Consider the following 25,233-nt stretch of genomic DNA (forward strand, 5'->3'; position numbering starts at 1 on the left):
TCGACTCCTTATAAAGGCTATCTCTTATGCAGTAAATGTTCGTAAAAACATAAATAAATAACCTTTAGGAATATTAGGCGACGAGTATTCCGGGGTTTTGGAGCCGCTTATGAGTCTGTTCAAGTCCTTGCCCCTGGCTGTTCTAGTGGCCGGTAGCAGCAGTTGGTCGCCGGCCCAGGCCGCTGAAACACCCGCGCCTGCCGGCAAGGGCGAAAGCGCCAGTGGCCAACTGGAAACTGTCACGGTCACTGCCCGGCGGCGTACCGAAAGTGCCCAGGCCGTGCCGACGCCCATGAGCGTGCTCGGTGGCCAGGCCCTGGAAACCCAGCGGGTGTACCGCATCCAGGATTTGCAGCAACTGGTGCCCAGCGCCAACGTCGCCTATATGCATGCGCGCCAGTCCAGCGTGTCGATCCGCGGCCTGGGTAACAACCCGGCCAGCGATGGCCTGGAAGGCAGCGTGGGGCTGTATATCGACAACGTCTACCTCGGGCGCCCGGGCATGGCGGTGTTCGACCTGATGGACATTGAGCAGCTTGAAGTTTTGCGCGGCCCTCAGGGCACGTTGTTCGGCAAGAACACCACTGCCGGGGTCATCAATATCAGCACCCGCGCACCGAGCTTTACCCCGGAGCGCAGCATCGAAACCTCCCTGGGCGAGGACGGTTATTTCCAGACCAAGGGTACGATTTCCGGCCCCCTGACCGATGACCTGGCAGGGCGTTTCTCGGCCTATCGCACCCGCAGCGACGGCGACATCAAGAATGAACACGACGGCCATGATCTGAACGGCGGTTCACGCCAGGGCTTTCGCGGGCAACTGCTGTACAAGCCCAGCGAGGCCTTCAACCTGCGCTGGATCGGCGACTACAACGAAGAAGACTCCAGCGCCGGCACCCGCGTGCTGTACAGCACCGGGCCGACCATCAATGGCACCAACCTGTATCAATCCCGGGCCAACGCGGCAGGCGCCACCCTGGTGGACGGCACCCATCGCAAGGTCAACCTGGACAACGACCAGCACGTCACGGTGTTCCAGGGCGGTACCTCGCTGGAAGCCAATTGGACGCTGCCCAGCGACTTCACCCTGACCTCGGTGAGTGCTTACCGCTGGTGGAATTTCACCCCGCGCAACGATGACGGCCTCAACGTACCGGCGTCGTATAACGCCGGGGTTTCGGTGGAAGATAAGCAGTGGTCCCAGGAATTTCGCCTGGCGTCGCCCAGCGGTGGTTTCTTCGATTACGTGCTCGGCGCCTACTACTTCGGCTCCGACCTGGATAACAAATCCTTTGCCTACTACGGGCCCAAGGCCGATATCTGGAACGGCACGCCCGCCGGTGCGTTGAGCAACGTGAGCAGTGTGGGCAACGGGCATATCCGCACCGACAGTTTCGCGCTGTTCGCCCAAGGCACCTGGCACCTGACCGAGCGCCTGGATTTCACCGCCGGTGTGCGCGGCACCTACGAAGAGAAAAGCGCCTGGGTCACGCGCAATGCGCCCGTCGGTGGCGCGGCGGTCAGCGGGGCCGCCGCCATGGCGCGGCGTGGGCGTACCGGGGCCTATGACTCGGGCGACCTGTCGCAATACAGCGCCACGCCGTCGGGGCTGCTCAACCTCAGTTATCACTTCAATGAAAACCTGCTGGGCTACGCGACGCTGTCCCATGGCGAGAAGTCCGGCGGTGTGAACCTGGCGGTGGGGTCTGCGCCGACAGCCGGAGCCGACTCGTTGCTGATCGGCACCGAGCGCGCCAACAACGCCGAGCTGGGCTTCAAGAGCACGCTGTGGGACCGCCGCCTGCAACTCAATGCCAACCTGTTCTGGACCCAGGTCAACGGCTACCAGACCAACGCCTACGACCAGGACAACCGCGTGCAGTACCTGACCAACGCCGGCTCGGTGCGCTCGCGGGGCGTGGAAGTGGAAAGCACCCTGGTGCCGATCAAGGGCCTGACCCTGAACATCAACGGCTCCTTCAATGACGTGACGTACCTGTCTTACAAGGATGCGCCATGCCCGCCGGAAACCAGCCTGCGTCCAGGTGCGCCGGCGTCCTGCGACTTGAGCGGCCACCAGGTGGTGGGCGCGTCCAAGTGGATTGCCAACGCCAACGGCGAGTACAAGTGGAACCTGGCGAACGGCTTCGAACCCTACGTCACCGCCAGCTACGCGTTCCGTTCCAAGGCGGTGGGCACCGTGGAAGATTCCGACTACGGGCAGATCCCGGCGTATGCGGTGGTCAACCTGTCTACCGGTTTGCGCGGCGACTATGACCAGGGGCAGTGGGATGTGTCGCTGTGGCTGAAAAACGCCTTCGACAAAACCTACTACACCACCCTGTGGACCGGTGGTAACGGCGGTTACGAGGGCCTGCTGGGCACGCCGCGCACCCTAGGCGTGACTGGGCGCTACGACTTCTAGGTCGGTGCGATAGGTGGCCGGGCTGAACACCCGCGTCACCAGCAGCATCGCCACCACCGTCACCGTCAGCACCACCCAGGCACTGACAAAGTTGCCGGTAAGCTCGCGCAGCCAGCCGGTCAGCCACGGCGAAATCGCATTGATCAAAAAGCCTACGCCTTGCACGAACGCCGCCAGTTGCCCGGCTTGGCGTGGGTCGCGATGGTGGTCGAGGGTCAGCAGCAGGCTCAGGGCAAAGCACGCCCCTAACCCGAAGCCGCACAAGGCCACCCACAGGTGGGGATATTCTTGCGGCGCAACGATCAGGCCCAGATAACCGATGGTTTGCGCCAGCAGGCTGATGCTGAGCAATGGGCGGCGGTCGATACCGCGTTGCGCCAGCACCGGCATCAGTAGGGCGGCCGTCACCTGAAAAATCGTCATGAACGCCAGCAACGACCCGCTGGGCAGCACGCCCCAACCCAGTTGCTGATAGTAGGCGGGCAGCCACGCGACCATGCTCATGTAGCCGCAATTGACCAGGCCGAAATACAGCGCCAGCAGCCAGGCGCGGCGGTTGCGCAACCCTCTGAACGCAGGTGCCTGCTGTGGATTGCGTGCGGCGCCCAGCGGCAGCCAGGCCCACAGCAGCAATGCCCCCAGCGCCGGCAAGAGCCACACACCCAGGCCTGCCTGCCATTGCTGGAAATGCGTGGCTACCACCGGACTGAGCAGCGCCGCCAGGCCGCCACCGGCCATCAGCGAGGCCGAATACACGCCCATCGCCACCGGCACACGGTGATGGAATTCACGCTTGATCATCGCCGGCACCAGCGCCTGGATCAGCGCCACGCCCGCGCCGCCGAGCAGCGCGGTAACCAGCAGTGCCGAAGCCTGGCCCATCAGCCAGCGCGCCAGGCACGCCAGCAGAATCATCAACAAGCCCAGGGCGATGCCGCGACGCTCGCCCAAGCGAGCCTCCACGCGCACGCCGACCAGTGCCACCAACCCCATGCAGATCACCGGCAGGCTGGTGAGCAGGGCGCTGCTCTGAAAGCTCAGGCCGGTGGCCTGGCGAATCTCGCCGAGCAGCGGGCTGATGGAACTGAGGATGGGGCGCAGGTTCAGGCCGAGCACCACCAGCAGGCCCCAGCCGGCGACGGATTTATTCAGGGTCATGCAGGGTTTTCCATTGGTGATACAGCGCAGTCATTGCGGCATCGGGCAGGTACTGAATGGGCAGGCGTTGCGCGTCGATGGGCAAGCCAACCTGTTGGCTGATGGCTGCCGTCGACAGGCCGAATGGCTCGGCTATTTCGTTGCTGGCGGCAAACACCACGCGCTCGACGCCGCACAGGTACATGGCGCTCAGGCACATCGGGCAAGGCTGGCCGCTGGCGTAGATCACGCACCCTTCCAGGCGTGCACCCAACTGCCGGCTCGCTGCGCGAATTGCCAGCAGCTCGGCGTGGGCGGTGGGGTCCTGGGTCAGGTGGATCTCATTCACGGCTTCCACCAGCACCTCATCGTTGCGCGTCAGCACCGCACCGAAGGGGCGGCCACCTTGGGCGACGTTGGCGCGGGCCAAGGCGATAGCGCGTTGCAGGTGTGGTTGATCGTTGGTCATACAAGGCCCCGGGGTGCGATGAAAGGTGAAGTATGGTCAGCCAGCAAGGTATGCTGAAATTAAATATAAACATGCCAATCAGTGGCAAACGAAATGGTGATGACGTTGTTCGATCCCGTGTTGTTACGCAGCTTTGTCGCCGTGGTGGACTGCGGCAATTTCACCCGGGCGGCCGAGCGCCTGCATTTGACTCAATCCACCGTCAGCCAGCAGATCCGCCGTCTGGAAGACGCAGTGGCCTGTCAGTTATTGGACCGCGATCAGCGCCGGGTAGTGGCCACCGCCGAGGGTGAGCGTCTGCTCGCGTATGCGCGCCGTATTCTCGCGTTGCACGAAGAAGCCGCCGACGTGCTGATCAACCAGCAAAGCGACGGTGTGTTGCGCCTCGGCGTGCCGGAGGATTTCGCCGCCGAGCGCCTGATGCCGCTGCTATCGGCGTTTGTGGTGGCCTATCCACGGGTGCGTCTGGAGGTCACCAGCGGTCTGGGCCCTGAATTGCAGCGCCAGTACCGGGGCGGTGAGTTCGATGTGTTGCTGGTCAAGCAGATGGGCGACAGCGACGACTGTGTGGCGTCGTGGCCGGAGCCCTTGTATTGGGTCGACAGCCTGAGCACGCCGGCGCTGGGTCGCGACCCGCTGCCGCTGGTGGCTTTCCCCGTGGGCGGCCTGTATCGCAACGACATGCTGCATCATCTGGAACGGGCCGGCTGGCGTTGGCGCATCGGCTATTCCAGCGCCAGCCTGGCCAGTGTGTGCTCGGCGGTGGCGGCAGGCTTGGGCATCAGTTTATTGCCAGAACGGGTGTTGCAACCGGGCCATCGCATACTCGGTCCAGAGAGTGGCTTGCCACCTGTTCATGGCGTGCGGTTGGCCCTGTATGGCCGCAGTGGTTTGGGCGCAGCGGGCCAGAGTTTGCTGGGTGAATTGCTGGCGTTGTGCAGTGGAAACCCGCACTGAGCCCATACCTTTGCCGAATATTTTGTATGCCTTTAAGGCATTGAAAAACAACGGCTTGAAGCCAGGCCACGGACCCCGTGGCTTTGGCGTAATCGGCTGTTTTATTTATGCGTTTTTGTTCTATATATAACTTTAAAGATTACTTTAAGAGATAAGTGTCTGGCACCGATGATTCAGCCCTCGACGGGCCTTCACGCTGGCCCGTCGGTTTTTCAAAACCGCAGGGAGTGAATCAATGGGCAAAGTCCAGACCGCCGCCAGTGCACCTGAGGCGCAGTGGCGTCAGGCACCGAGTGGTGAGCTGGTCGACCTTGGCCGGCCGCATCGCGCGCCGTTGGGGCAATTGCGCCTGCAGAAGACCCCGAAGCGTTTTTCCAGCCGCCGCGAAGGGGTTTTGCTCGGGTTGCTGGTGTTGGCGCTGCACGGTGCAGTGATCTATTGGGTGAGCCAGAAACCCACGCCGGTGCTGCCGATTGTGCCGCCGGAAATTCCACCGATGACCATCGAATTTTCCCAGCCGGCGCCGCCGGTGGTTGAGCCGCCACCGCCTGTACCACCACCACCGCCTCCGCCTGTGGTCGAGCCCCCGCCGCCGCTGGTGGATGAGTTGGCGGCCAAGCCGGCGCCGCCCAAACCCATTGCGAAACCCAAGCCCAAGCCCGTGCCTAAACCTGAGCCCAAGCCGGCCCCCAAGGCCGTCGAGCAGCCACCTGCACCACCGACGCCAGCGCCACCTGCACCGCCCGCACCTGCGGCGCCAGCGCCGGTGACGCCTGCTTCGGCCAACGCCGCGTACCTGAAAAACCCGGCGCCGGAATACCCGTCACTGGCTCAGCGTCGCGGTTGGGAAGGCACGGTGTTGCTGCGGGTGCAGGTGCTGGCCAGCGGTAAACCGGGTGAGATCCAGGTGCAGAAAAGCAGTGGTCGCCAGCAGTTGGATGACGCGGCATTGGCGGCGGTGAAGCGCTGGAGTTTCGTGCCTGCCAAGCAGGGCGATGTGGCCCAGAACGGCTGGGTGAGCGTGCCCATCGATTTCAAGATTCATTAATTATTCAGCGGCGCAGAGGGAAAACATCATGGCATTGGCATCTCCACTTGAATCCATCGAAAGCGCGGTGATCTGGCTGCTGGTGGCCTTTTCGGTCGCCACCTGGGGCCTGGCCTTGCTCAAGGGCGTGCAGTTCGGTCGCCTCAAGGCCCAGGATCGCAAGTTTCACAAACAGTTCTGGGCGGCATCGAGCCTCGACTCGGCCGCAGAACTCGCCGAAACCCAGCCTGGCGCCGCCGCCCGTGTAGCCCAGGCCGGCTATGCCGCGATCCAGGTGGGCGATACCACCCACGCTGCGGATTTGAGCCAGGCGATCAATCACCAGGACCGCCTCGAACGCGCCCTGCGCCAGCAAATCGTGCGTGAGCGCCGCTCCCTGGAAACCGGTCTGGCTGTGGTCGCGAGTATCGGCAGCACCTCGCCGTTTATCGGCCTGTTTGGCACCGTGTGGGGGATCATGGAAGCGCTGAAGGGGATCAGTGCTGCCGGGTCCGCCAGCCTGGAAACCGTGGCGGGGCCCATCGGCGCGGCACTGGTGGCGACCGGCGTGGGGATCGCCGTCGCGGTGCCTGCGGTGCTGGTCTACAACTACTTCCTGCGTCGCCTGAAGCTGACGGCGGCAGACCTGGATGACTTTGCCCACGACTTCTACAGCCTGGCGCAGAAAAACGCGTTCCGCGTGCTGTTGCACCCAGCGCTGATCAAGGCCGGCGTCGGCAGCCCGCAGAAAGTGAAGGAGGCGTCCTGACATGGCCTTCTCCACGCAAGACAGTGATGAGGTGCTGAGCGAGATCAACGTCACGCCGCTGGTGGACGTGATGCTGGTGCTGCTGGTGGTGTTTATCGTCACCGCGCCGCTGTTGACCAACTCGATCCCGATCAACCTGCCCAAGACCCAGGCCGTGGCGCCGGTTGAGCAAAAGGACCCGCTGGTGGTGAGCATTGATGGCGCCGGCAAATTGTTTATCAACAAGGACGAAATCCAGCCGGATCTGCTGGAGTTCAACCTGCAGTCGGCGAAGGCCAAGGACCCCGATGTGCGGGTGCAACTGCAGGCTGACGATGGAGTGAACTACGGCGAAGTGGCACGAGCCATGGCGTCGATTGAGCGTGCGGGCATAACCAGGTTGTCGGTGATCACTGCACGTTAGTTTCAAAAAGTCTCGACAGTTTTTGGGCCGCTTTCCTTGGCAGGGTGCGGCCTTTTTTTATTTAAGCATTACATGTTTACAGATGTTGCTCAGGAAAAGAATTTATATGTTTCCGAGCGTGCAATTCTCGGCAGCATGCTTATTCTGGTCGGCGCATAGAGTGATTTAATTAATGGAGTAATTGCATGTCTATACGCGTTCCTGTCCAAGTCGTGAATACGTTCGTTAATCCCCATTTAACGGTTGAAAAGCCTGAAGAAAAGCCTGCGGTAATGGCATCTTCGAACGATCGTATGGCCGGCCTGCGACATCCATCAGCCTGTATTTTGCCCACGCTGGCTGACTATAAGAGAAAACAGAGTTTACTGCAGGGTGCTGAAGCACTACCTATACCAGGAGGCGGGAGCAACTCGTCATTGAAGAAAAACGCTCGTTTAGAATCTTATATCAGTAAGCAAACCGCCGACTTTGTAACGCCCGAAAACGAAATTTCCACTATTTTATCTGCAAAGATAAAGCAGCAATGGGGTGTGGATGTTGATCCGGATAAAACCTATCTGGTGACATTTAAAGATGACAGTGAGGATGAAAAAGAGGTGGTAGAAAAAATCACCCTGACGCAAGCAGCATTGAAAAACAGGCAAGATGTAACAATTAAGAAAGATGAAAGCTGGTTTGTAAAGATTGGCAAGTACTTTTCGCCAGCGATATATATTTACAACCAGATTGACGGTTGGGTGCAGGAAGCAAACACTCGACAAGGTATTTATAGGGAGCCCAGTGCGCCGGGCGATGCCCCCTATAATGCCGACACCCGCGTTTCCATACCGGTGGATGACTTCAAGGCATTAGTCTGGGATACAGACCGGACCCAACTGTATAAGAAAACCCTTGATGGGTTTTGGGACAAGCACAGCGAATCTTATACGGCATTGAGTAAAATCTCGTTTGTCAAAGCCATCAATCTGCAGCGCCTGGAAGGGAGCCTTGGCCCTGCCGAGACGGCACTCGCCCAGCGGGCGTTGGGGCCTGTTGCGCAAAAGGATTGGTCCAAGCTGACGATCCAGGATTTTGAAGGGCCTGCCGTAAAGGACCCGGATCTGAACATCGGCCTGCTGAGCATCAATGGGTTTGAGTCGACCGACTTGATGTGTGTGACCGATCGGAAAACCCAGTTGACGTTGCTTTACATCCCTGGCAACTCCTCGCCAATACATCGCTTCGATAATCCGCAGCAAATGACAACGTGGCTGGCCGGGCAAGCCTCGGACCCCGTAAAGCGCGCGTCCTTGTTGACGCACTTTTCCCTCAAGGATCAAGCTGACAGAACGTTTTCAGACGGCGTACGTCAGACCCTGCAAGGGATGGGAAATTGGTCCGATGCGCAGGCATCAGGCAATGCTTTCCTTGCGAGCCTCAACGGTTGGGTGCCGGATCGTTTCATCGCTGTTGAGCAGTTGCACGGCGATCCGTTCGAAGCGGTCAAGGTTCGGCAAAAAGCACGGTCCTATTCGGACGCTGACAATGCGATTGTCAGTGACGGGGACTACACCAAGAACCAGGTGCTGCATGTCGTGGAAGAGGCTACTAAGGTCGCCATGTTCATGACGCCCCTGGCGCTGGTGATGCCCGAAGTCGCTATAGGGCTGGATGTTTTCTTCCTGGCCGCCGGGGCTGCGCAGACGGGTATCGGTATTGATGATGCCGTCCAGGGAAAAGCAACGGCTTCCGACCGCATTGTGTTTGGCGTGTTGAACGCCGTACCGCCGTTGGCCACTCACGCGGGGGCACCACTGGCGAAAGCGCTGACAGAGAGGATGTCTGGCGGTGGCGTTGCAGCAGGGGTTGATGCTGCAACCCGCACACCCACCCAAGTGACTGAACAAGCGCGCCCATTCTTCAGGACACCACAACGTGTCAATGGGCATATCGGATACCCGATGGGGCCCGTCTCACCTCCAGTGATTCTTGAGGAGGTCAGGGTTCCCATGGATGACGTGAGGCGCATGATCGGGAAAGACTATATGGTTTATGTCGGTCAATACGGTACCAAAGTTACGTATGACGTCGAAGCGGGTCTTTGGCGCGGGCTCCAGGCCAATGGTCAGGTGAACGACATCTTTTATTGGCGCAAAGGTCAAGGACGGTGGCTGGGTGGCACTCAAGCCGAAGCGATTGAGGCCAGTAAAAATGCGCCGGCTTCGATGACAACCAAAATACTGAAACTACCGAGGATGCCGGTACTGCCGTCCGGCGCTACAGATGTGCCGAAAGTGATCCACTATTTCTGGGCCGGCAATGAAATGCCGGAAAATCTACTCAATAATATTATGGAAAACTCCCGGAAAAGCCCAGGGTATAAATCGATTGTTCACGTTGATGCTAATGACGCGGATACTTTTCAGAAAATACATTCAGCGTTGGATCATAAAGTGGGCGGGCTTGAAGTACATGATTTAAAGGCCGATGAAAGTTTTCAGGCTCTGAATGCAGGTCAATACGGCGAGATGTATCAGTTTTTCCGTTCAGGGCGTGGGCAGAATTTAGCGGCGTCATCGGACGTCATGCGCGCGGTGCTAATGAAAAAGTACGGCGGTATCTATCTGGATACGGATGATGCACTGACCTTTAATGTGGGCGAGGTCACATTGAAAGCCACGCCTAATGATATCTTGATGAACGTGCCGGTTACTTACGAACCTACGGACTTCAATGGGTTCAACACCAGTAATTTTGCCAGCCATCCAGACAACCCTGTATTTGACGAGATTCTGGAGACAGCGTATGAGCGATTCAAGGCAAACGAAGAATGGCTGAACGCTAATCGTCCCTTTCTGAAGGAAAACTCGACAGCCGCAGAGCGGCAAATTTATAACGAGTATGAAAAGAAAATTTTCGAAATCACTGGGCCGAGAATGTTTGGAGATGTATTGGCGCAAAAAGAGTATGGATTTTTTTCAGAAGTTGAGGAACTGACGGATCTGATGAATGCGCGTATTTTACTTCCGCAAGCGTATGCGGAAAAACTTACACAAGTGCGTGATTATTATATGGCGATGAATCATAAGCTCGGAGTTGCTATCGGCTCGGAACACTCTATGCATCATTCTCGCTGAGGTTGGCTCGGTCATTGCGCCGCGGTGGCAGGGGCGCAATGGCCGGTTTTAATGAAGGGCTTGGTAAAAGCAAGTTCTGAAAAGGGCGCAAATTCCTTTTGGTTATTAATAAATTCTTTTTTATTCCTTATTGGCGTGTGAACCTCACCCTATACTGACCAGCAACGTTAAACGCGGCAGGAGGGCACACCCATGCACAGCGAGTCGATTCGTTATCTGATCGTGCCGGGCTGGCAAGGATCGCCAGAAGATCATTGGCAAACCCATTGGCAGAAGAGCTTGCCCAACAGCGCACGGGTGGAACAGGCCGATTGGCTGACGCCGCGTCGCGAGGATTGGGTCGCCGCACTGGCCGAGGCCATCGCTGCCGACAGCACGCCGGTCATCCTGATCGCTCATAGCCTGGGTTGCATCACCGTGGCCCACTGGGTCGCCACTGCCCCCGTGCACTTCTTGCGGCAGGTACGCGGCGCATTGCTGGTGGCACCGGCGGATGTCGAGCGTCCTGCGTGTGCCCCTGCACTGCGCAATTTCGCCCCTATTCCATCTGACCTGCTGCCATTTCCCAGCCAGGTGGTCAGCTCCGACAACGACAGTGCCGTAAGCGCCCCCAGGGCTCTGGAACTGGCGCGTCAGTGGGGCGCCGAAGCCGGCATCTTGTCGGGCGCCGGGCATATCAATGTGAAGTCCGGCCACCGGCGCTGGGAGCAAGGGTTTGCTTACCTCTATCGCCTGCAACATCGCCTCGAGCACCACGCTCGGCGCAGCGCCTAATATTTTTTCAACGCCCCGTCCCTGAGTGGATTGGGGCGGGAGCCTGCCATGAGTCTGCATGAAACCTTCGGCCAGCCATTGCTGACCTTCCCGGACGCGGAAAAGAGTCCGCTGAGTATTCGCGCCAAAGCTCTGGTGTTTGTCGACCCACGCTCACGCCAACTGCGCGAAGAGCTGGAAAGCCTCGCACCACGAGCCTTGCCTGTGCTGATCCGCGGCGAGACCGGTAGCGGTAAAGAACTGCTGGCACGGCATATCCACCGTGGCAGTGACCGTACTGGCCTGTTTGTCTCGGTCAACTGTGGCGCAATCAGCCCCACCTATGCCGATGCCGAGTTGTTTGGCTATGCCGCCGGCAGTCACAGTGGCGCGGCGAGCAGCCGGGCGGGTTGGTTCGGCTCGGCCAATGGCGGCACCTTGTACCTGGATGAGATCGGCGACTTGCCGCTGCCGATCCAGGTGAAATTGCTCGCGGCTTTGGAAAACCATGAAGTCACCCGTGTTGGTGCCCAACAGCCGAGCCCGGTCGATGTACGCCTTGTGGCCGCTACCAGCATCGACCTGGCCCAGGCCGTGGCCGTGGGCAAGTTTCATGAGCGTCTGTTCCATTATTTGAGTGAGGGCCGGTTGGACCTGCCGGCGTTGCGCGAGCGGGTGGGGGATATCTTGTCCCTGGCCGAATATTTCCTCGGCATCTACAGCCAGCGCCTGGACCTGCCGGTGCCACTGATCAGCGACGCCGCCCAGCAGGTGCTGGAACACCACACGTGGCCGGGTAATACCCGCGAACTGGAAAACGTCATTCACTTTGCCTTGCTGGTGAGTAGTGGCGATGAAATCTTGCCCGAGCATTTGAACTTGCCAGCGGCGGGTTCGCCGCTGGAGCAAGTGCGACGAATTTTGGCCAGCGCCAGCCCGGCCGAGCAGGAATCGGTGCGTAAATTCCTGTATGAGCAAAATGGAATATCAACGTGAATAAAAGATATTGTTCGGGAATAAAAAATCTAGGTATTGTCCTTTCCACGCCGCGATAGCACTTCGCTGGCACCTCACATAAAAACGGTCGTTAGAAGGACATTGCATGAAAAAGGTTCTGTTGTTTACCGCTCTGGCGGCTGCCCTGACTGCTGGCTTTGCCCAGGCCAACGAGAAACTGGTGGTGGCTGCTACGCCAATTCCCCACGCCGAAATCCTCGAGCTGATCAAGCCGACCCTGGCCAAGGAAGGTGTGGACCTGCAGATCAAAGTCTTTACCGACTACGTACAGCCGAACGTGCAAGTCGCTGAGAAACGCCTGGACGCCAACTACTTCCAGACCCTGCCGTACCTGGAAAACTTCAACAAGGGCAAGGGCACCAACCTGGTCACCGTTGCGGGCGTGCACGTCGAACCCATCGGTGGTTACTCGAAAAAAATCAAAAATATCTCTGAGCTCAAAGATGGCGCCACCGTGGCCATTCCGAACGAAGGCTCCAACAGCGGCCGCGCCCTGTTGCTGCTGCAGAAGAACGGTCTGATCACCCTGAAAGACCCGACCAACGCCTTGTCCACGCCAAAGGACATCAAGGACAACCCGAAAAACCTCAAATTCAAAGAGCTGGAATCGGCGCTGCTGCCACGCGTGCTGGATCAGGTTGACCTGGATGTGATCAACACCAACTACGCCCTGGAAGCTGGCCTGAACCCGGCCAAGGACGCGCTGATCATCGAAGACGCCAAATCACCTTACGTAAACTTCCTGGTGGCCCGCCCGGACAACAAGGACAGCGATGCTATCCAGAAGTTGGCCAAGGCCCTGACCAGCCCGGAAGTCAAAGCTTTCATCGAGAAGAAGTACAACGGCGCGGTGGTGCCAGCGTTCTGATGTAAGCCAAAACCCCCTTCAAGGTTTCAACGCCGACGGCTACTACAGCGTCGGCGTTTTTTTATCTGAAATACAGTCAAAACTGTGGGAGCTCGCTTGCCTGCGATAGCGTTGGGTCAGTATCACAGCTGTATCTGACAGACCGCTATCGCAGGCAAGCCAGCTCCCACAGAGGTAAGTTTTTTGGTGATATGAATATGCTATCTAGGTATTTAAAATTTGATTTTTATACCTTTAAAGTTCGCGCTACCCGACGTTATCCACGTCGGAACGGACTGCGCTCGCGGCATTACCCATGCGGCGATATGGACTGCACATGACCTTCGATTTCGCTTTTATCCTCAGCACGCTGCCGGCCTTTCTCAAGGCCGTGGGTGTGACGCTGCAAGTCGGCCTGATCGCCATTGCCACGTCCTTGCTGGTGGCGCTGATCAACGCTGCGCTGCTGGTGTTTCGCACGCCTTACCTGTCGCGCCTGGTGGCGCTCTATGTGGAGCTGGCGCGTAACACGCCGTTGTTGATCCAACTGTTCTTCGTCTATTTCGCGCTACCGGCCCTGGGTTTCAATATTTCCGGGTTCTGGGCGGCGATCATCACCATGACCTTTCTGGGCGGCGCCTACCTCACCGAAGTACTGCGCGCCGGTGTGGAAGCGGTGCCGCTGGCGCAAATCGAGTCGGGCAAGTCCATTGGCCTGTCCGACTGGCAACTGCTGCGCCACGTGATCCTGCCCCAGGCCGGTATCCTCAGCCTGCCGGCGTTGTTCGCCAATTTCATTTTTCTGCTCAAGGAAACCACCGTGGTGTCGGCGGTGGCGGTGCCGGAAATTCTCTACACCACCAAGAGCTACATCGCCCTCTACTACAAGACCTACGAAATGCTCGCTGTGCTGACGCTGATTTGCGTGCTGTTGTTCCTGCCGTTGTCGCTGTTGCTCAGCCGCCTGGAAAGGAGGCTCCAGCATGGCCAGTTCGGGTCTTGAGTTGTTGTGGGTGTCGTTGCCGCAACTGGGCAAGGGCGCTGCGCAAACCCTGTCGATTTCGTTTTTGAGCATCGCCTTCAGTACGGTTGGCGGCGTGCTCTACGGCGTGCTGCGCACCTTGAATAACAAAGCGATCAACGGCGTGCTGCGGGTCTACCTGGAACTGTTCCGCGCCATTCCGGTGCTGGTGTGGTTGTACCTGCTGTTTTTTGGCGTGCCGATCTTCTTCGGTCTGAGCATCCCCAGTTTCTGGTGCGCGGTGCTGGTGCTGTCGTTGTGGGGCGCCAGCGAGGTGGGCGAAGTGGTGCGTGGCGCGTTGTATTCGCTGCCTCGTGGCCAGCGCGAAGCGGGCTTGTCGATTGGCCTGTCCGGCCCACAGTTGTACGGCTATGTACTGCTGCCCCAGGCCCTCAAGCGCATGACGCCGCCGACCATCAATGTGTACACGCGCATCATCAAGACCAGCTCCCTGGCGGTGCTGATCGGCGTGGTGGATGTGATCAAGGTCGGCCAGCAAATCATCGAGCGCACCTATGAGTCGGTATTGATCTACGGTGCGCTGTTCCTGTTTTTCTTCTTTATCTGCTACCCGTTGTCAGCCGCCTCCAAGGTGCTGGAACGGCGCTGGGCCCAAGCATGAGCGCATTGATCGAGTTTCAGGGTTTCAACAAATTCTTTGGCGAGGCGCAGGTGCTCAAGGGCATCGACCTGAGCGTGCAACGCGGCGAAGTGGTGGTGATCCTCGGCCCCAGCGGCTGTGGCAAAAGCACTTTGCTGCGTTGTTTGAACGGGTTGGAAGTGGCACACAGCGGCAGTCTGCGGTTCGCCGGTAAAGAGCTGCTGGATAAAACCACCGACTGGCGCCAGGTACGCCAGGACATTGGCATGGTGTTCCAGAGCTACCACCTGTTCCCGCACATGAGCGTGCTCGACAACATCCTGCTCGGCCCGCTCAAAGTGCAAAAGCGCGACCCCCGCGAGGCTCGTGAGCAGGCGGAAAAATTGCTGGAGCGCGTGGGCCTTGCCGACAAGCGCGACGCCTTCCCACGCCAGCTTTCCGGTGGCCAGCAACAACGCATCGCCATCGTCCGCTCGTTGTGCATGAACCCCCAGGTCATGCTGTTTGACGAAGTCACCGCGGCCCTCGACCCGGAGATGGTCAAGGAAGTGCTGGAAGTGATCCAGGACCTGGCCCGCGATGGCATGACCCTGCTGATCGTTACCCACGAAATGGCCTTCGCCCGCGCCGTCGCCGACCGCGTGGTGTTCATGGAGGCCGGTCGCATCCTCGAACACAACACCCCCGAGGCATTCTTTACGAACCCGCAGACCGCACGCGCGCAGCAGTTCCTGGAGAAGTTCTCCTTTGTTTCAACACTGCCCAAAAAGATCAAGGAACTGGAGCTGATATGAAAAAGTTACTGCTGCCACTGTTTGCCGTCGCCTTGCTGGCCGGCTGCGATAAAAAGGCCGAAGAGCCGGTAAAACCCGCGGCTGTGAGCTACATCGACAAAATCAAAGCGCGGGACAAACTGATTGTCGGCGTGTTTACCGACAAGCCGCCATTCGGTTTTGTGGACGAAGCGGGTCGTTATGTCGGCTTCGATACCGACATCGGCCGTCAATTCGCCAAGGACCTGTTGGGTGACGAAAACAAGGTGGAATTTGTCGCCGTGGAACCGGCCAGCCGCATTCCCTTCCTGCAAAGCGACAAGGTCGACCTGATTCTCGCCAACATGACCGTGACGCCTGAACGCAAGGAAGCGGTGGACTTCACCAACCCCAACCTGAAAGTCGCGGTGCAGGCCCTGGTGCCGAATGACAGTGCCGTCAAAAGCCTGGATGACCTGGCCACTCGCACGACCATCGTCACCACCGGCACCACGGCGGATATCTGGCTGACCAAGAACCATCCGGACTGGAAGCTGCTCAAGTTCGAGAAGAACTCCGAGTCGCTGCAGGCGCTGTCGGCTGGCCGTGGGGATGCCTATGCGCAAGACAACCTGGTGCTGTTCAGCTGGGCCAAGCAGAACCCTGGCTACCGCGTGCTGGAAGAGAAGCTGGGTGATGAAGCGCCGATTGCCCCGGCGGTGAAGAAGGGCAATACCGAGCTGCGTGACTGGGTGAATGCCGAGCTGGCGAAGTTGGGCGAGGAGAAGTTTCTGCTCAAGCTTTATGACCAATATGTGCGAAAAGAACTGAGCGATGACACCAAGCCTGAGAGTGTGATTGTTGAGGGTGGTAAGTGGCAGGGCTGAGATCGCTATCGCAGGCAAGCCAGCTCCCACCTTTGAATGTATTCACACATCAAAATGTGGGAGCGGGCTTGCTCGCGAAGAGGCCGGTGCAGGCAACGCCTACTCCGGCCAGTGCCAGGCCGGCGCATCCAGCATCCCTTGCCCCACAATCCGTGTCTCCCCCAACACCTTCTCCAACACAATCGAGTTACACCCCTCATCCTGCTGCAACGCCGCAATCAAGCGGCTGGCATGGCTCACCACCCACACCTGGCACTGCTTCGACGCCTGGATAATCAAGCGCGCCAGTGCCGGCAACAGGTCGGGATGCAGGCTGGTCTCCGGCTCGTTCAGCACCATCATGGTCGGTGGCCGTGGAGTCAGCAGCGCGGCGATCAGCAGCAGGTAGCGCAGGGTGCCGTCCGACAGCTCCGCCGCCGACAACGGGCGCAATAAGCCTTCCTGATAGAACTCAATGGCAAAGCGTCCGCCCTGCAACGGTTCAATGTGCAGACTCGCCCCCGGGAATGCATCGCTCACGGCGCGTTGCAGCGCCTCGGGATCACCAATCTCGCGGATGGTCTGCAACGCAGCCGCCAGATCGCGGCCATCGTGGTGCAACACCGGCGTGCGCGTGCCCAACTGTGGCTGGCGCACTGGCGCGTCCACGTCGCTGCGGAAGTGATCGTAAAAGCGCCAGCCACGAATGCTTTCACGCAACAGCAGCACTTCCGGCGAGCCACGCAGGCTGCCGACCTGGTCGAACAGGCTGTTGTAGTTCGGTGTGTGCTGCGCCAGGACATCCCACGTACGTCCTTCGCGGGCACGCACCATCGGCCCTGAGCGCTGCACCAGCAGGCTGGCCGGACGGTAGACGTGGCCGGCCCAGATGCATTCCTTTTTTACTTCGGGGTCCAGTTTGAAGGCCGAGAGGGTTTTTTCGGGTAAGCCCAAAGAGATTGCGTAGCTGAAGTCCTCGGCGGCAAAGCCCAGGCGCAGGCGTTTGACGCCTTGGCGCACGTTGGATTCGACCGGCACTTCGCCGCTGCGCATACGCCGGGTGATGGTTTCCGGCCCGGCCCAGAAGGTCGAATCCAGCCCGCCTTCACGGGCCAGCGCATTGATCACCCCACCCTGGGCAGTTTCGGCCAGCAGGCGCAGGGCGCGATACAGGTTGGACTTGCCGCTGCCATTGGGCCCGGTCACCAGGTTCAGCCGGTCCAGGGGCACCACCAATTTGTTGATCGAGCGGTAATTGGCCACCGCGAGGGTTTTAAGCATGTGTATTTAGCCAGCATGGGAACCATTGGAGTATGGGATCCTCCATGCAGATAAGGAACCCTGATCTAAGCTCACAGTCGCATACACACTTGAACGTCGGCATCACGCAAAAGGAGCCTGCATGGGCGGTCGCACCTCGACATTTATTTTCAGCCTTGGCCTCCTGGCGCTGCTCAGCGGCTGTGGCCAGGACAAAGCCGAGCCCAAGCAGCATTCGCGGGTGTTCGTGCAGACCGTGCAGTCGGCGGATTTTGCCGCGGCGGTGACGCTGACGGGTGATATCCAGGCGCGGGTGCAAACCGATCTGTCCTTTCGCGTGGGCGGCAAGATTATCCAGCGCATGGTCGACGTGGGCGACCGCGTCACGGCCAGGCAAGTCCTGGCCAAGCTCGACCCCAAGGACCTGCAAACCAATGTTGATTCGGCCCAGGCCCAGGTCGTGGCCGAACAGGCGCGGGTCAAGCAGACCGCCGCCGCCTTTGTGCGCCAGGAAAAACTCTTGCCCAAAGGCTATACCAGCCGCAGCGAATATGACGCCGCCCAGGCCGCGCTGCGCAGCAGCCAAAGTGCCCTGGCCGCTGCCCAGGCGCAGTTGGCCAATGCCCGCGAACAATTGGGCTACACCTCGCTGATTGCCGATGCCCCGGGCATCATCACCGCGCGTCAGGCCGAAGTCGGCCAAGTGGTACAGGCCACCGTGCCGATCTTCAGCCTCGCCCGCGATGGCGAACGTGACGCCGTGTTCAACGTGTATGAGTCCTTGCTGGTGGAGCCGCCGCCCGACGCGCCGATTACGGTGAGCCTGCTGGACAACCCGAGCATCAAGGCCGTGGGCAAAGTCCGCGAAGTCACGCCCGCCGTGGCCGCCAATACCGGCACCGTCCAAGTGAAGATCGCCCTGCAAAGCCTGCCCAAGGGCATGGAGCTGGGGTCGGTGGTCAGCGCCACCGCCAATGGCCCGGCCAAGGCGAGCATCGAGCTGCCTTGGTCAGCCCTGACCAAAGACCTCAACGAGCCAGCCGTGTGGCTGGTGGACGGCGAAGGCAAGGCGCAGTTGCACAAGGTCACCGTGGCGCGCTACCTCACCGGCAAAGTGATCATCGGCGAGGGCCTCAAAGGCGGTGAAAAAGTCGTGATAGCCGGTGGGCAATTGCTGCACCCCGGCATGGTCGTCGAGATCGCCCAGCCCGGAGCGCAGCCATGAAGCAATTGACGCTCATTGTCGCCGCCAGCCTGTTGCTGATGGCCTGCTCCAAGGAAGAGGCGCCGCCCGAACCCATACGCCCGGTGCTGTCCATGGAAGTGAAGGCTGAAGACCAGGAAAACCTCGGTCGTTTCGCCGGCACCATCCAGGCCCGCTATGAAAGCAACCTGGGTTTCCGTGTGCCGGGCCGCATCGCCCGTCGCGCCGTGGATGTCGGCGCCGAAGTGGAGAAGGGCGCCCTGCTCGCCGTGCTTGACCCCACCGACCAGCAGAACCAATTGCGCGCTGCCCAGGGCGACCTGGCGCGCGTACAGGCGCAGTTCATCAACGCCCAGGCCAACGCTCGGCGGCAACAGGAGCTGTTCAATCGTGGCGTCGGCGCCCAGGCCCAGCTGGATGTGGCCCAGACCGATCTGAAAACCACCCAGGCGACCCTCGACCAGGCCCGTGCTTCGGTCAACCAGGCCAAGGATCAGCTCAACTACGCAGAACTGCGCACCGACCATGCCGGCATCGTCACCGCCTGGAATGCCGAAGCCGGCCAGGTGGTCAGCGCCGGCCAGCAGGTGGTGACCCTGGCCCGTCCGGACATCAAGGAAGCGGTGATCGACCTGCCCGCCGGCCTGGCTGAACGCTTGCCTGCCGATGTGGTGTTCCTGGTCGCCGGGCAACTGGACCCCAGCGTGCACACCACCGCCGTGGTGCGTGAGATCGAGCCTCAGGCCCAAAGCGCCACGCGCACCCGTCGCGCACGCCTGAGCCTGGCCGAAACCCCGCCGGCGTTCCGCCTGGGCACGGCAATCAGCGTGACTTTGAGCACCGCCATCGCCCCGCGTATCGAACTGCCCCTGAGCGCCTTGCAGGAAGTCGACGGCAAGACCCGTATCTGGCTGCTCGACACCCAGAGCCAGACCGTGCAACCCCGCGAGGTCACGGTTATCAGCCGTGATGCTCACAGCGCCTTGCTCAATGGCAGCGTCAAACCCGGCGAGCGCATTGTCACCGCCGGCGTGAACAGCCTGAAACCCGGGCAAAAAGTCAAAATCGACGAGGACAGCCCGCGATGAAAGGGAGCTTCAACCTATCCGACTGGGCCCTCAAGCATCAGTCCTTCGTCTGGTACCTGATGTTCGTCGCGCTGCTGATGGGCGTGTTCTCGTACATGAACCTGGGCCGTGAAGAAGACCCCTCGTTCACCATCAAGACCATGGTGATCCAGACCCGCTGGCCGGGCGCGACCCAGGAAGAAACCCTCAAGCAGGTCACCGACCGCATCGAGAAAAAACTCGAAGAACTCGATTCCCTCGACTACGTGAAGAGCTACACCCGGCCGGGCGAGTCCACGGTGTTCGTGTTCCTCAAGGACACCACCAGCGCCAAGGCCATCCCGGAGATCTGGTACCAGGTTCGCAAGAAGATCGATGACATCCGCGGCACCTTCCCCCAGGGTTTGCAGGGGCCGTCGTTCAACGATGAATTCGGTGACGTGTTCGGCTCGGTGTACGCCTTTACCGGCGATGGCCTGTCGATGCGCCAGCTGCGTGATTACGTGGAGCAGGTGCGCGCCGAAATCCGTTCGGTACCGGGGCTGGGCAAGGTCGAGATGATCGGCCAGCAGGACGAAGTGATCTACCTGAATTTCTCCACGCGCAAACTCGCGGCCTTGGGGATTGATCAGCGCCAGGTTGTGCAAAGCCTGCAATCGCAAAACGCCGTGACCCCCGCCGGGGTGATCGAGGCCGGGCCCGAACGCATCTCCGTGCGCACCTCCGGGCAGTTCGCCTCGGAGAAAGACCTGGCCAACGTCAACCTGCGCCTCAATGACCGTTTCTACCGGCTGGCGGATATTGCCGACATCAGCCGTGGTTATGTGGACCCGGCGCGGCCGATGTTTCGCTTCAACGGCAAGCCAGCGATTGGCTTGGCCATCGCCATGCAGAAGGGCGGCAATATCCAGTCGTTCGGCAAGGCCCTGCACGGGCGCATGGACGAGTTGACCGCCGACCTGCCGGTGGGCGTCGGCGTGCACAAGGTGTCCGACCAGGCCGAAGTGGTGGAAGAGGCGGTCGGCGGCTTCACCAGCGCATTGTTCGAGGCGGTGATCATCGTGCTGGTCGTGAGCTTTATCAGCCTCGGCATGCGCGCTGGGTTGGTGGTGGCGTGCTCGATTCCGTTGGTGCTGGCGCTGGTGTTCGTGTTCATGGAATACAGCGGCATCACCATGCAGCGCGTGTCGCTGGGCGCGTTGATCATCGCCCTCGGCCTGCTGGTGGATGACGCGATGATCACCGTGGAGATGATGATCACGCGCCTGGAAAAAGGCGAAACCAAGGAACAGGCGGCGACATACGCCTATACCTCCACGGCCTTCCCGATGCTCACCGGCACGCTGGTGACCGTCGCCGGCTTCGTGCCGATTGGCCTCAACGCCAGTTCGGCGGGCGAGTACACCTTTACCTTGTTCGCGGTGATTGCCGTGGCGATGCTGGTGTCGTGGGTGGTGGCGGTGCTGTTTGCGCCGGTGATCGGCGTGCATATCCTCAGCGCCAATGTGAAACCGCACAACGCCGAGCCGGGGCGCATTGGCCGTGCCTTCAATGGCGGCATGCTGTGGGCCATGCGCAACCGTTGGTGGGCGATTGGTATCACCGTGGCGCTGTTCGTGGCCTCGGTGTTTTCCATGCAATTTGTGCAGAACCAGTTCTTCCCGTCGTCGGACCGTCCGGAAATCCTCGTCGACCTGAACCTGCCGCAAAACGCCTCGATCAACGAGACGCGCAAGGCCGTTGACCGCCTCGAAGCGATCATCAAGGACGACCCGGACATCGCCCGGTGGAGCACCTACATCGGCCAGGGCGCGATCCGTTTCTACCTGCCACTGGACCAGCAGTTGGAAAACCCCTACTACGCGCAACTGGTGATTGTGAGCAAGGGCCTGGAGGAGCGTGGCGCCCTGATAGCACGCCTGCAACAACGCTTGCGCGATGATTTTGTCGGTATCGGCAGCTACGTGCAGCCGCTGGAAATGGGCCCGCCGGTCGGGCGGCCGATCCAGTACCGCGTGTCCGGCAAAGACATCGACCAGGTGCGCAAACACGCCATTGAACTGGCGACCTTGCTCGATCAGAACACCCACCTGGGCGAGATCATCTACGACTGGAACGAGCCGGGCAAAGTCCTGCGCGTCGACATCGCCCAGGACAAGGCGCGGCAACTGGGGCTGTCGTCGGAAGACGTGGCGCAGTTGATGAACAGCGTGGTCAGCGGCGCGGCGGTGACCCAGGTGCACGACGATATCTACCTGATCAACGTGGTCGGCCGCGCCGAGGATGCCGAGCGCGGTACGCCGGAAACCTTGCAGAACCTGCAGATCGTCACGCCCAACGGCACCTCGATTCCATTGCTGGCGTTCGCCACCGTGCGTTACGAGCTGGAGCAGCCGCTGGTATGGCGCCGCGACCGCAAGCCGACGATTACCATCAAGGCCGCGGTGCGCGATGAGATGCAGCCGACCGACCTGGTCAAGCAGTTGGCGCCGACCATCGAGAAATTCAGCGAGGGCTTGCCGGTGGGCTACAAAGTCGCCACCGGCGGCACTGTGGAAGAAAGTGGCAAGGCTCAGGGACCTATCGCCAAGGTGGTGCCGTTGATGCTGTTCCTGATGGCCACCTTCTTGATGATCCAGTTGCACAGCGTGCAGAAGATGTTCCTGGTGGCCAGCGTCGCGCCACTGGGGCTGATCGGCGTGGTGCTGGCGTTGATCCCCACGGGCACGCCCATGGGCTTTGTGGCGATCCTGGGGATCCTGGCGCTGATCGGCATCATCATTCGCAACTCGGTGATTTTGGTCACACAGATCCACGAGTACGAAGAGGCCGGCTACACGCCGTGGGATGCGGTGGTGGAAGCCACCGAACACCGGCGTCGACCGATTCTGCTGACGGCTGCGGCGGCGAGCCTGGGCATGATCCCGATTGCACGAGAGGTGTTCTGGGGGCCGATGGCCTACGCGATGATTGGCGGGATCATCATTGCGACGTTGCTGACGTTGCTGTTTCTGCCGGCGCTGTATGTGGCCTGGTACAAGATCCGCGAGCCGAAACAGGAACATCAGCCACAACAGGATTAACACTGAGAGAGGGGGCTGCCAGTTAAGCGCAGATCCCCTGTGGGAGCGGGCTTGCCCGCGAAGGCGGTGCGTCAGTCGCAGCATCTGTGACTGAACTGTCGCTTTCGCAGGCAAGCCAGCTCCCACACTTGGAACTTCATTCTGGTTGAGGCTGTGTGAAGTTTCTGAAAAATCCCCATGTCGTCCTGGCTCGCTACTGCATGCTGTACCCTCTGGTCCTCATTTCAAACCCAGGTCGGTCCTCATGCAGTGCCTGCGTTTCACCTTGCTGTTTTGCGCGTTGCTCCTTGCACCGCCTGCCTTCGCCGCCACCGTACTGGAAAACGCCTTGTGGCGCGTCGAACTCGACCCCGCCACGCTGGCGCTGCGCGTGACACCCGCAGGGCAGGCCTCGGTGCAGGCATCCAGCGGTGTGGCCGCGCATGCCGTCAGCCAACTGCAGAACACGCCTGACCAAGCCACTTGGCAATGGGACAACGGCGCCTATCGCCTGAGCGCCGGCCTGGAGCAGCGCGACCTGGTCCTGACCATCAACGCCCGCGAGCCCGGTGAACTGGCCCTGCTGCGCCAGCCTGCCGAGGCCATGGGGCGAGGGTTGATCTGGCCCTTGGCCGAGGGGCATTACGTGCCTGCCGGCAATGCCATCTGGAAGGCGTTTCTGCTGGAGCGGGGTGAGTTCAATACCACCCAGGACCTGAGCCTGCCGCTGTGGGGCGTGGATCACGGTGGCTTCACGTTGAGCTGGCTGTTGACCAACCCCTACAACAACCGCCTGCAATGGCAAGCCGACGGCAACGGCCTGGCCCTCTCCGCGGCCCATGAATTCACCTCGCTGGCGCCTGATGCGCCGATGACGCTGCGGCTGTACCTGGGCGATGCCGACCCATTGGCTGGCGCCAAGCGCTACCGCCAGTGGCTGGTGGAGCAGGGCCGCTATGAACCGTTGGCGGACAAGCTGCGGCAAACACCTGAAGCCCAGAAGCTGCTGGGCGCCAGCCATGTGTACCTGTGGGACAACGGCCTGCTGGCTTTGGGCGATGTGCGTGATTGGCCCAAACTGATCAAACGGCTGCGCAGCCATGAACTCAAGACGCTGATGGACAAGGAGAGCGCACAGCTGCTGGCGCAGCCCACTCCATTGAATCGCTATGAGCAAACCGTGCTGCTGCGCGGCGTCAACGCGGCGATCAACACCAAGGCCCGGCAGGCCTGGCAAGTCGAAGACCCAGACATGACCCGCCTTGCCGCCCGCTACGGTGAGCTGCGCAGTGAACTGGCCGTGGACTTTGTGGGAGCCTTGAGTGACAGCCCGCAAACCTGGGGCAGTAGCGCCATTCAAACCCTGCGCGACGCCGGGTTGCAGCGTCTGTTGCTGACCTTGGGCGAAGGTTGGGAGGGTGGCCTCTGGCATCCCGAAGCGATTCGCGCGGGGGTGGAAGCCGGTTTTCTGATGGCGCCTTACGACTCCTATGAAACGGCCCTGTCCGCCACGGAAAACCCCGATTGGACCACTGCCCACCTGGGCGCCAAGGCCTATCGCGACTGCGCGATCGTGTTGAAAGACGGCAAGCTGAAAACCGGTTTCCAGAAGTCCGGCCATTACACCGACCCGCGGTGTGTGCGGCCGCTGCTGGAGGCGCGGGTGAAGGCGGTACACGCCAAGGCTGGCTTCAATGCCTGGTTTCTCGATGCCTACGCCACCAGCATGCTGTTCGACAGCTACCGCAGCAACGCCAGCATGACCCAGGCACAAAACGCCGAAGGCAATATCGACGCCTCCCGCTGGATCAACACCGTGCCTAAGCTGGTTACAGGCTCCGAAGACGGCAACGCGATCACCGCCCAGGGCATCCTGTTTGCCCACGGCATGCAGACCCCGGTGATCGGTTGGGGTGATCGCGAGATGACCCAGGACCCGCAGTCGCCGTACTTCGTAGGCAATTGGTACCCCTCGGAGCAACCGGCGGTGTTCTTCAAATCGGTGCCGTTGAAGGAGCCGTTTCGCACGCTATATTTCGAACCGACGATGCGCCTGCCGTTGTATCAGGCGGTGTTCCACGGCTCGGTGATCACCACCCATCATTGGCTGTTCGACAGCCTCAAACTGAGCAATGTGCAGGGCGACAATGAGCTGACCCAACTGCTCTACAACGTGCCGCCGCTGTACCACCTCAGTGCGGCGACGCTCAAGGCGCGGCTGCCGATTATTCAGCGCCAGGACCGCTTCTTCCGGCCGTTGCACCAGCGCTTGGCGACCCAGGAAATGACGGGTTTCCGTTGGCTGACGGTGGACAAGCAACTGCAGCAAACCACCTTCGCCGATGGAACGCGGCTGGTGGCGAATTTCTCGGCGTTGGAAAAACAGGGGTATGCCGGGCGCAGTGTCGCGTTGCTGGTGGAGGGGGAGGAGCCGGTGGTGTATCAGGTGAAATAACGCTGCCCGTTACGGCGCCATCGCG

The 25,233-nt window shown here is 60.4% G+C and carries 20 protein-coding genes; 17 read left to right on the forward strand and 3 right to left on the reverse strand.

Annotated elements, in window-relative coordinates; genetic code table 11:
• Window positions 1–109: 109 nt before the first annotated feature.
• Window positions 110–2,425: a TonB-dependent receptor gene (locus CLM72_RS01100; protein WP_105225382.1), complete on the forward strand. Its 2,316-nt coding sequence runs from the start codon at window positions 110–112 to the stop codon at window positions 2,423–2,425.
• Here CLM72_RS01100 and CLM72_RS01105 read toward each other — a convergent pair.
• Together CLM72_RS01105 and CLM72_RS01110 are read right to left on the reverse strand one after the other, a co-directional pair.
• Window positions 2,396–3,583: a CynX/NimT family MFS transporter gene (locus tag CLM72_RS01105; protein WP_105225383.1), complete on the reverse strand. Its 1,188-nt coding sequence runs from the start codon at window positions 3,581–3,583 to the stop codon at window positions 2,396–2,398. The genes CLM72_RS01100 and CLM72_RS01105 overlap by 30 nt on opposite strands.
• Window positions 3,570–4,031 (reverse strand): nucleoside deaminase, encoded by a 462-nt coding sequence (locus tag CLM72_RS01110; RefSeq protein ID WP_105225384.1) that lies wholly within the window; start codon window positions 4,029–4,031, stop codon window positions 3,570–3,572. The genes CLM72_RS01105 and CLM72_RS01110 overlap by 14 nt, the downstream gene beginning before the upstream one ends.
• Before the next feature lie 105 nt (window positions 4,032–4,136).
• Between CLM72_RS01110 and CLM72_RS01115 the strand changes: the two genes are divergently transcribed.
• The 12 genes from CLM72_RS01115 to CLM72_RS01170 all read left to right on the forward strand — a co-directional run bounded on the left by CLM72_RS01115 (window position 4,137) and on the right by CLM72_RS01170 (window position 16,181).
• On the forward strand, window positions 4,137–4,988 hold the full coding sequence (locus CLM72_RS01115) for a LysR family transcriptional regulator (RefSeq protein ID WP_005783745.1): 852 nt from the start codon (window positions 4,137–4,139) through the stop codon (window positions 4,986–4,988).
• 235 nt (window positions 4,989–5,223) lie between these two features.
• Window positions 5,224–6,036, forward strand: coding sequence for an energy transducer TonB (locus tag CLM72_RS01120; RefSeq protein WP_105225385.1), 813 nt, complete (start codon window positions 5,224–5,226; stop codon window positions 6,034–6,036).
• A 25-nt stretch (window positions 6,037–6,061) separates the two neighbouring features.
• Entirely contained in the window at window positions 6,062–6,784 is a 723-nt protein-coding gene (locus CLM72_RS01125) for a MotA/TolQ/ExbB proton channel family protein (protein WP_105225386.1), read from the forward strand.
• 1 nt (window position 6,785) lies between these two features.
• Window positions 6,786–7,187 (forward strand): biopolymer transporter ExbD, encoded by a 402-nt coding sequence (locus CLM72_RS01130; RefSeq protein ID WP_105225387.1) that lies wholly within the window; start codon window positions 6,786–6,788, stop codon window positions 7,185–7,187.
• 185 nt (window positions 7,188–7,372) lie between these two features.
• Entirely contained in the window at window positions 7,373–10,303 is a 2,931-nt protein-coding gene (locus CLM72_RS01135; protein WP_105225388.1) for a glycosyltransferase family 32 protein, read from the forward strand.
• A 192-nt stretch (window positions 10,304–10,495) separates the two neighbouring features.
• Window positions 10,496–11,077: an alpha/beta hydrolase gene (locus tag CLM72_RS01140; protein ID WP_105225389.1), complete on the forward strand. Its 582-nt coding sequence runs from the start codon at window positions 10,496–10,498 to the stop codon at window positions 11,075–11,077.
• Between the two features lie 48 nt (window positions 11,078–11,125).
• A complete protein-coding gene (locus CLM72_RS01145) occupies window positions 11,126–12,052 on the forward strand; it encodes a sigma 54-interacting transcriptional regulator (RefSeq protein WP_054896673.1) in 927 nt (308 codons plus the stop codon).
• A gap of 106 nt (window positions 12,053–12,158) precedes the next feature.
• The gene (locus tag CLM72_RS01150) at window positions 12,159–12,941 is read left to right on the forward strand and encodes a MetQ/NlpA family ABC transporter substrate-binding protein (RefSeq protein ID WP_105225390.1); all 783 of its coding nucleotides are present in this window, start codon (window positions 12,159–12,161) and stop codon (window positions 12,939–12,941) included.
• Between the two features lie 316 nt (window positions 12,942–13,257).
• Window positions 13,258–13,923, forward strand: coding sequence for an amino acid ABC transporter permease (locus CLM72_RS01155; RefSeq protein WP_003187615.1), 666 nt, complete (start codon window positions 13,258–13,260; stop codon window positions 13,921–13,923).
• Window positions 13,904–14,563, forward strand: a complete 660-nt coding sequence (locus CLM72_RS01160; RefSeq protein WP_105225391.1) for an amino acid ABC transporter permease — start codon at window positions 13,904–13,906, stop codon at window positions 14,561–14,563. Before CLM72_RS01155 ends, CLM72_RS01160 begins: the two co-directional genes overlap by 20 nt.
• Window positions 14,560–15,336, forward strand: a complete 777-nt coding sequence (locus CLM72_RS01165) for an amino acid ABC transporter ATP-binding protein (RefSeq protein ID WP_034125472.1) — start codon at window positions 14,560–14,562, stop codon at window positions 15,334–15,336. The genes CLM72_RS01160 and CLM72_RS01165 overlap by 4 nt, the downstream gene beginning before the upstream one ends.
• Entirely contained in the window at window positions 15,333–16,181 is an 849-nt protein-coding gene (locus CLM72_RS01170) for a transporter substrate-binding domain-containing protein (RefSeq protein WP_003187618.1), read from the forward strand. Before CLM72_RS01165 ends, CLM72_RS01170 begins: the two co-directional genes overlap by 4 nt.
• A gap of 99 nt (window positions 16,182–16,280) precedes the next feature.
• On the opposite strand, the gene CLM72_RS01175 is transcribed toward CLM72_RS01170, so the two are convergent.
• Window positions 16,281–17,441 carry an AAA family ATPase gene (locus CLM72_RS01175; RefSeq protein WP_105225392.1) on the reverse strand — a complete coding sequence of 387 codons (1,161 nt, stop codon included), beginning with the start codon at window positions 17,439–17,441 and terminating at the stop codon, window positions 16,281–16,283.
• A gap of 121 nt (window positions 17,442–17,562) precedes the next feature.
• Between CLM72_RS01175 and CLM72_RS01180 the strand changes: the two genes are divergently transcribed.
• The 4 genes from CLM72_RS01180 to CLM72_RS01195 all read left to right on the forward strand — a co-directional run bounded on the left by CLM72_RS01180 (window position 17,563) and on the right by CLM72_RS01195 (window position 25,208).
• Window positions 17,563–18,645, forward strand: coding sequence for an efflux RND transporter periplasmic adaptor subunit (locus tag CLM72_RS01180; RefSeq protein ID WP_034125475.1), 1,083 nt, complete (start codon window positions 17,563–17,565; stop codon window positions 18,643–18,645).
• The gene (locus CLM72_RS01185; protein ID WP_096143912.1) at window positions 18,642–19,712 is read left to right on the forward strand and encodes an efflux RND transporter periplasmic adaptor subunit; all 1,071 of its coding nucleotides are present in this window, start codon (window positions 18,642–18,644) and stop codon (window positions 19,710–19,712) included. The genes CLM72_RS01180 and CLM72_RS01185 overlap by 4 nt, the downstream gene beginning before the upstream one ends.
• The gene (locus tag CLM72_RS01190) at window positions 19,709–22,774 is read left to right on the forward strand and encodes an efflux RND transporter permease subunit (RefSeq protein WP_032894148.1); all 3,066 of its coding nucleotides are present in this window, start codon (window positions 19,709–19,711) and stop codon (window positions 22,772–22,774) included. Before CLM72_RS01185 ends, CLM72_RS01190 begins: the two co-directional genes overlap by 4 nt.
• 244 nt (window positions 22,775–23,018) lie before the next feature.
• Window positions 23,019–25,208, forward strand: coding sequence for a glycoside hydrolase (locus CLM72_RS01195; RefSeq protein WP_105225393.1), 2,190 nt, complete (start codon window positions 23,019–23,021; stop codon window positions 25,206–25,208).
• The last annotated feature ends 25 nt before the right edge of the window (window positions 25,209–25,233 follow it).

Source organism: Pseudomonas sp. MYb193, assembly GCF_002966775.1.
Taxonomy (GTDB): Bacteria; Pseudomonadota; Gammaproteobacteria; order Pseudomonadales; family Pseudomonadaceae; genus Aquipseudomonas; species Aquipseudomonas paracarnis.

Excerpts from the sequence above, each read along its gene's own strand:
- CLM72_RS01100 (WP_105225382.1), top strand. The coding sequence starts at position 110 with ATGAGTCTGTTCAAGTCCTTGCCCCTGGCTGTTCTAGTGGCCGGTAGC.
- CLM72_RS01105 (WP_105225383.1), bottom strand. The coding sequence starts at position 3,583 with ATGACCCTGAATAAATCCGTCGCCGGCTGGGGCCTGCTGGTGGTGCTC.
- CLM72_RS01110 (WP_105225384.1), bottom strand. The coding sequence starts at position 4,031 with ATGACCAACGATCAACCACACCTGCAACGCGCTATCGCCTTGGCCCGC.
- CLM72_RS01120 (WP_105225385.1), top strand. The coding sequence starts at position 5,224 with ATGGGCAAAGTCCAGACCGCCGCCAGTGCACCTGAGGCGCAGTGGCGT.
- CLM72_RS01130 (WP_105225387.1), top strand. The coding sequence starts at position 6,786 with ATGGCCTTCTCCACGCAAGACAGTGATGAGGTGCTGAGCGAGATCAAC.
- CLM72_RS01135 (WP_105225388.1), top strand. The coding sequence starts at position 7,373 with ATGTCTATACGCGTTCCTGTCCAAGTCGTGAATACGTTCGTTAATCCC.
- CLM72_RS01140 (WP_105225389.1), top strand. The coding sequence starts at position 10,496 with ATGCACAGCGAGTCGATTCGTTATCTGATCGTGCCGGGCTGGCAAGGA.
- CLM72_RS01145 (WP_054896673.1), top strand. The coding sequence starts at position 11,126 with ATGAGTCTGCATGAAACCTTCGGCCAGCCATTGCTGACCTTCCCGGAC.
- CLM72_RS01150 (WP_105225390.1), top strand. The coding sequence starts at position 12,159 with ATGAAAAAGGTTCTGTTGTTTACCGCTCTGGCGGCTGCCCTGACTGCT.
- CLM72_RS01155 (WP_003187615.1), top strand. The coding sequence starts at position 13,258 with ATGACCTTCGATTTCGCTTTTATCCTCAGCACGCTGCCGGCCTTTCTC.
- CLM72_RS01160 (WP_105225391.1), top strand. The coding sequence starts at position 13,904 with ATGGCCAGTTCGGGTCTTGAGTTGTTGTGGGTGTCGTTGCCGCAACTG.
- CLM72_RS01165 (WP_034125472.1), top strand. The coding sequence starts at position 14,560 with ATGAGCGCATTGATCGAGTTTCAGGGTTTCAACAAATTCTTTGGCGAG.
- CLM72_RS01170 (WP_003187618.1), top strand. The coding sequence starts at position 15,333 with ATGAAAAAGTTACTGCTGCCACTGTTTGCCGTCGCCTTGCTGGCCGGC.
- CLM72_RS01175 (WP_105225392.1), bottom strand. The coding sequence starts at position 17,441 with ATGCTTAAAACCCTCGCGGTGGCCAATTACCGCTCGATCAACAAATTG.
- CLM72_RS01180 (WP_034125475.1), top strand. The coding sequence starts at position 17,563 with ATGGGCGGTCGCACCTCGACATTTATTTTCAGCCTTGGCCTCCTGGCG.
- CLM72_RS01185 (WP_096143912.1), top strand. The coding sequence starts at position 18,642 with ATGAAGCAATTGACGCTCATTGTCGCCGCCAGCCTGTTGCTGATGGCC.
- CLM72_RS01190 (WP_032894148.1), top strand. The coding sequence starts at position 19,709 with ATGAAAGGGAGCTTCAACCTATCCGACTGGGCCCTCAAGCATCAGTCC.
- CLM72_RS01195 (WP_105225393.1), top strand. The coding sequence starts at position 23,019 with ATGCAGTGCCTGCGTTTCACCTTGCTGTTTTGCGCGTTGCTCCTTGCA.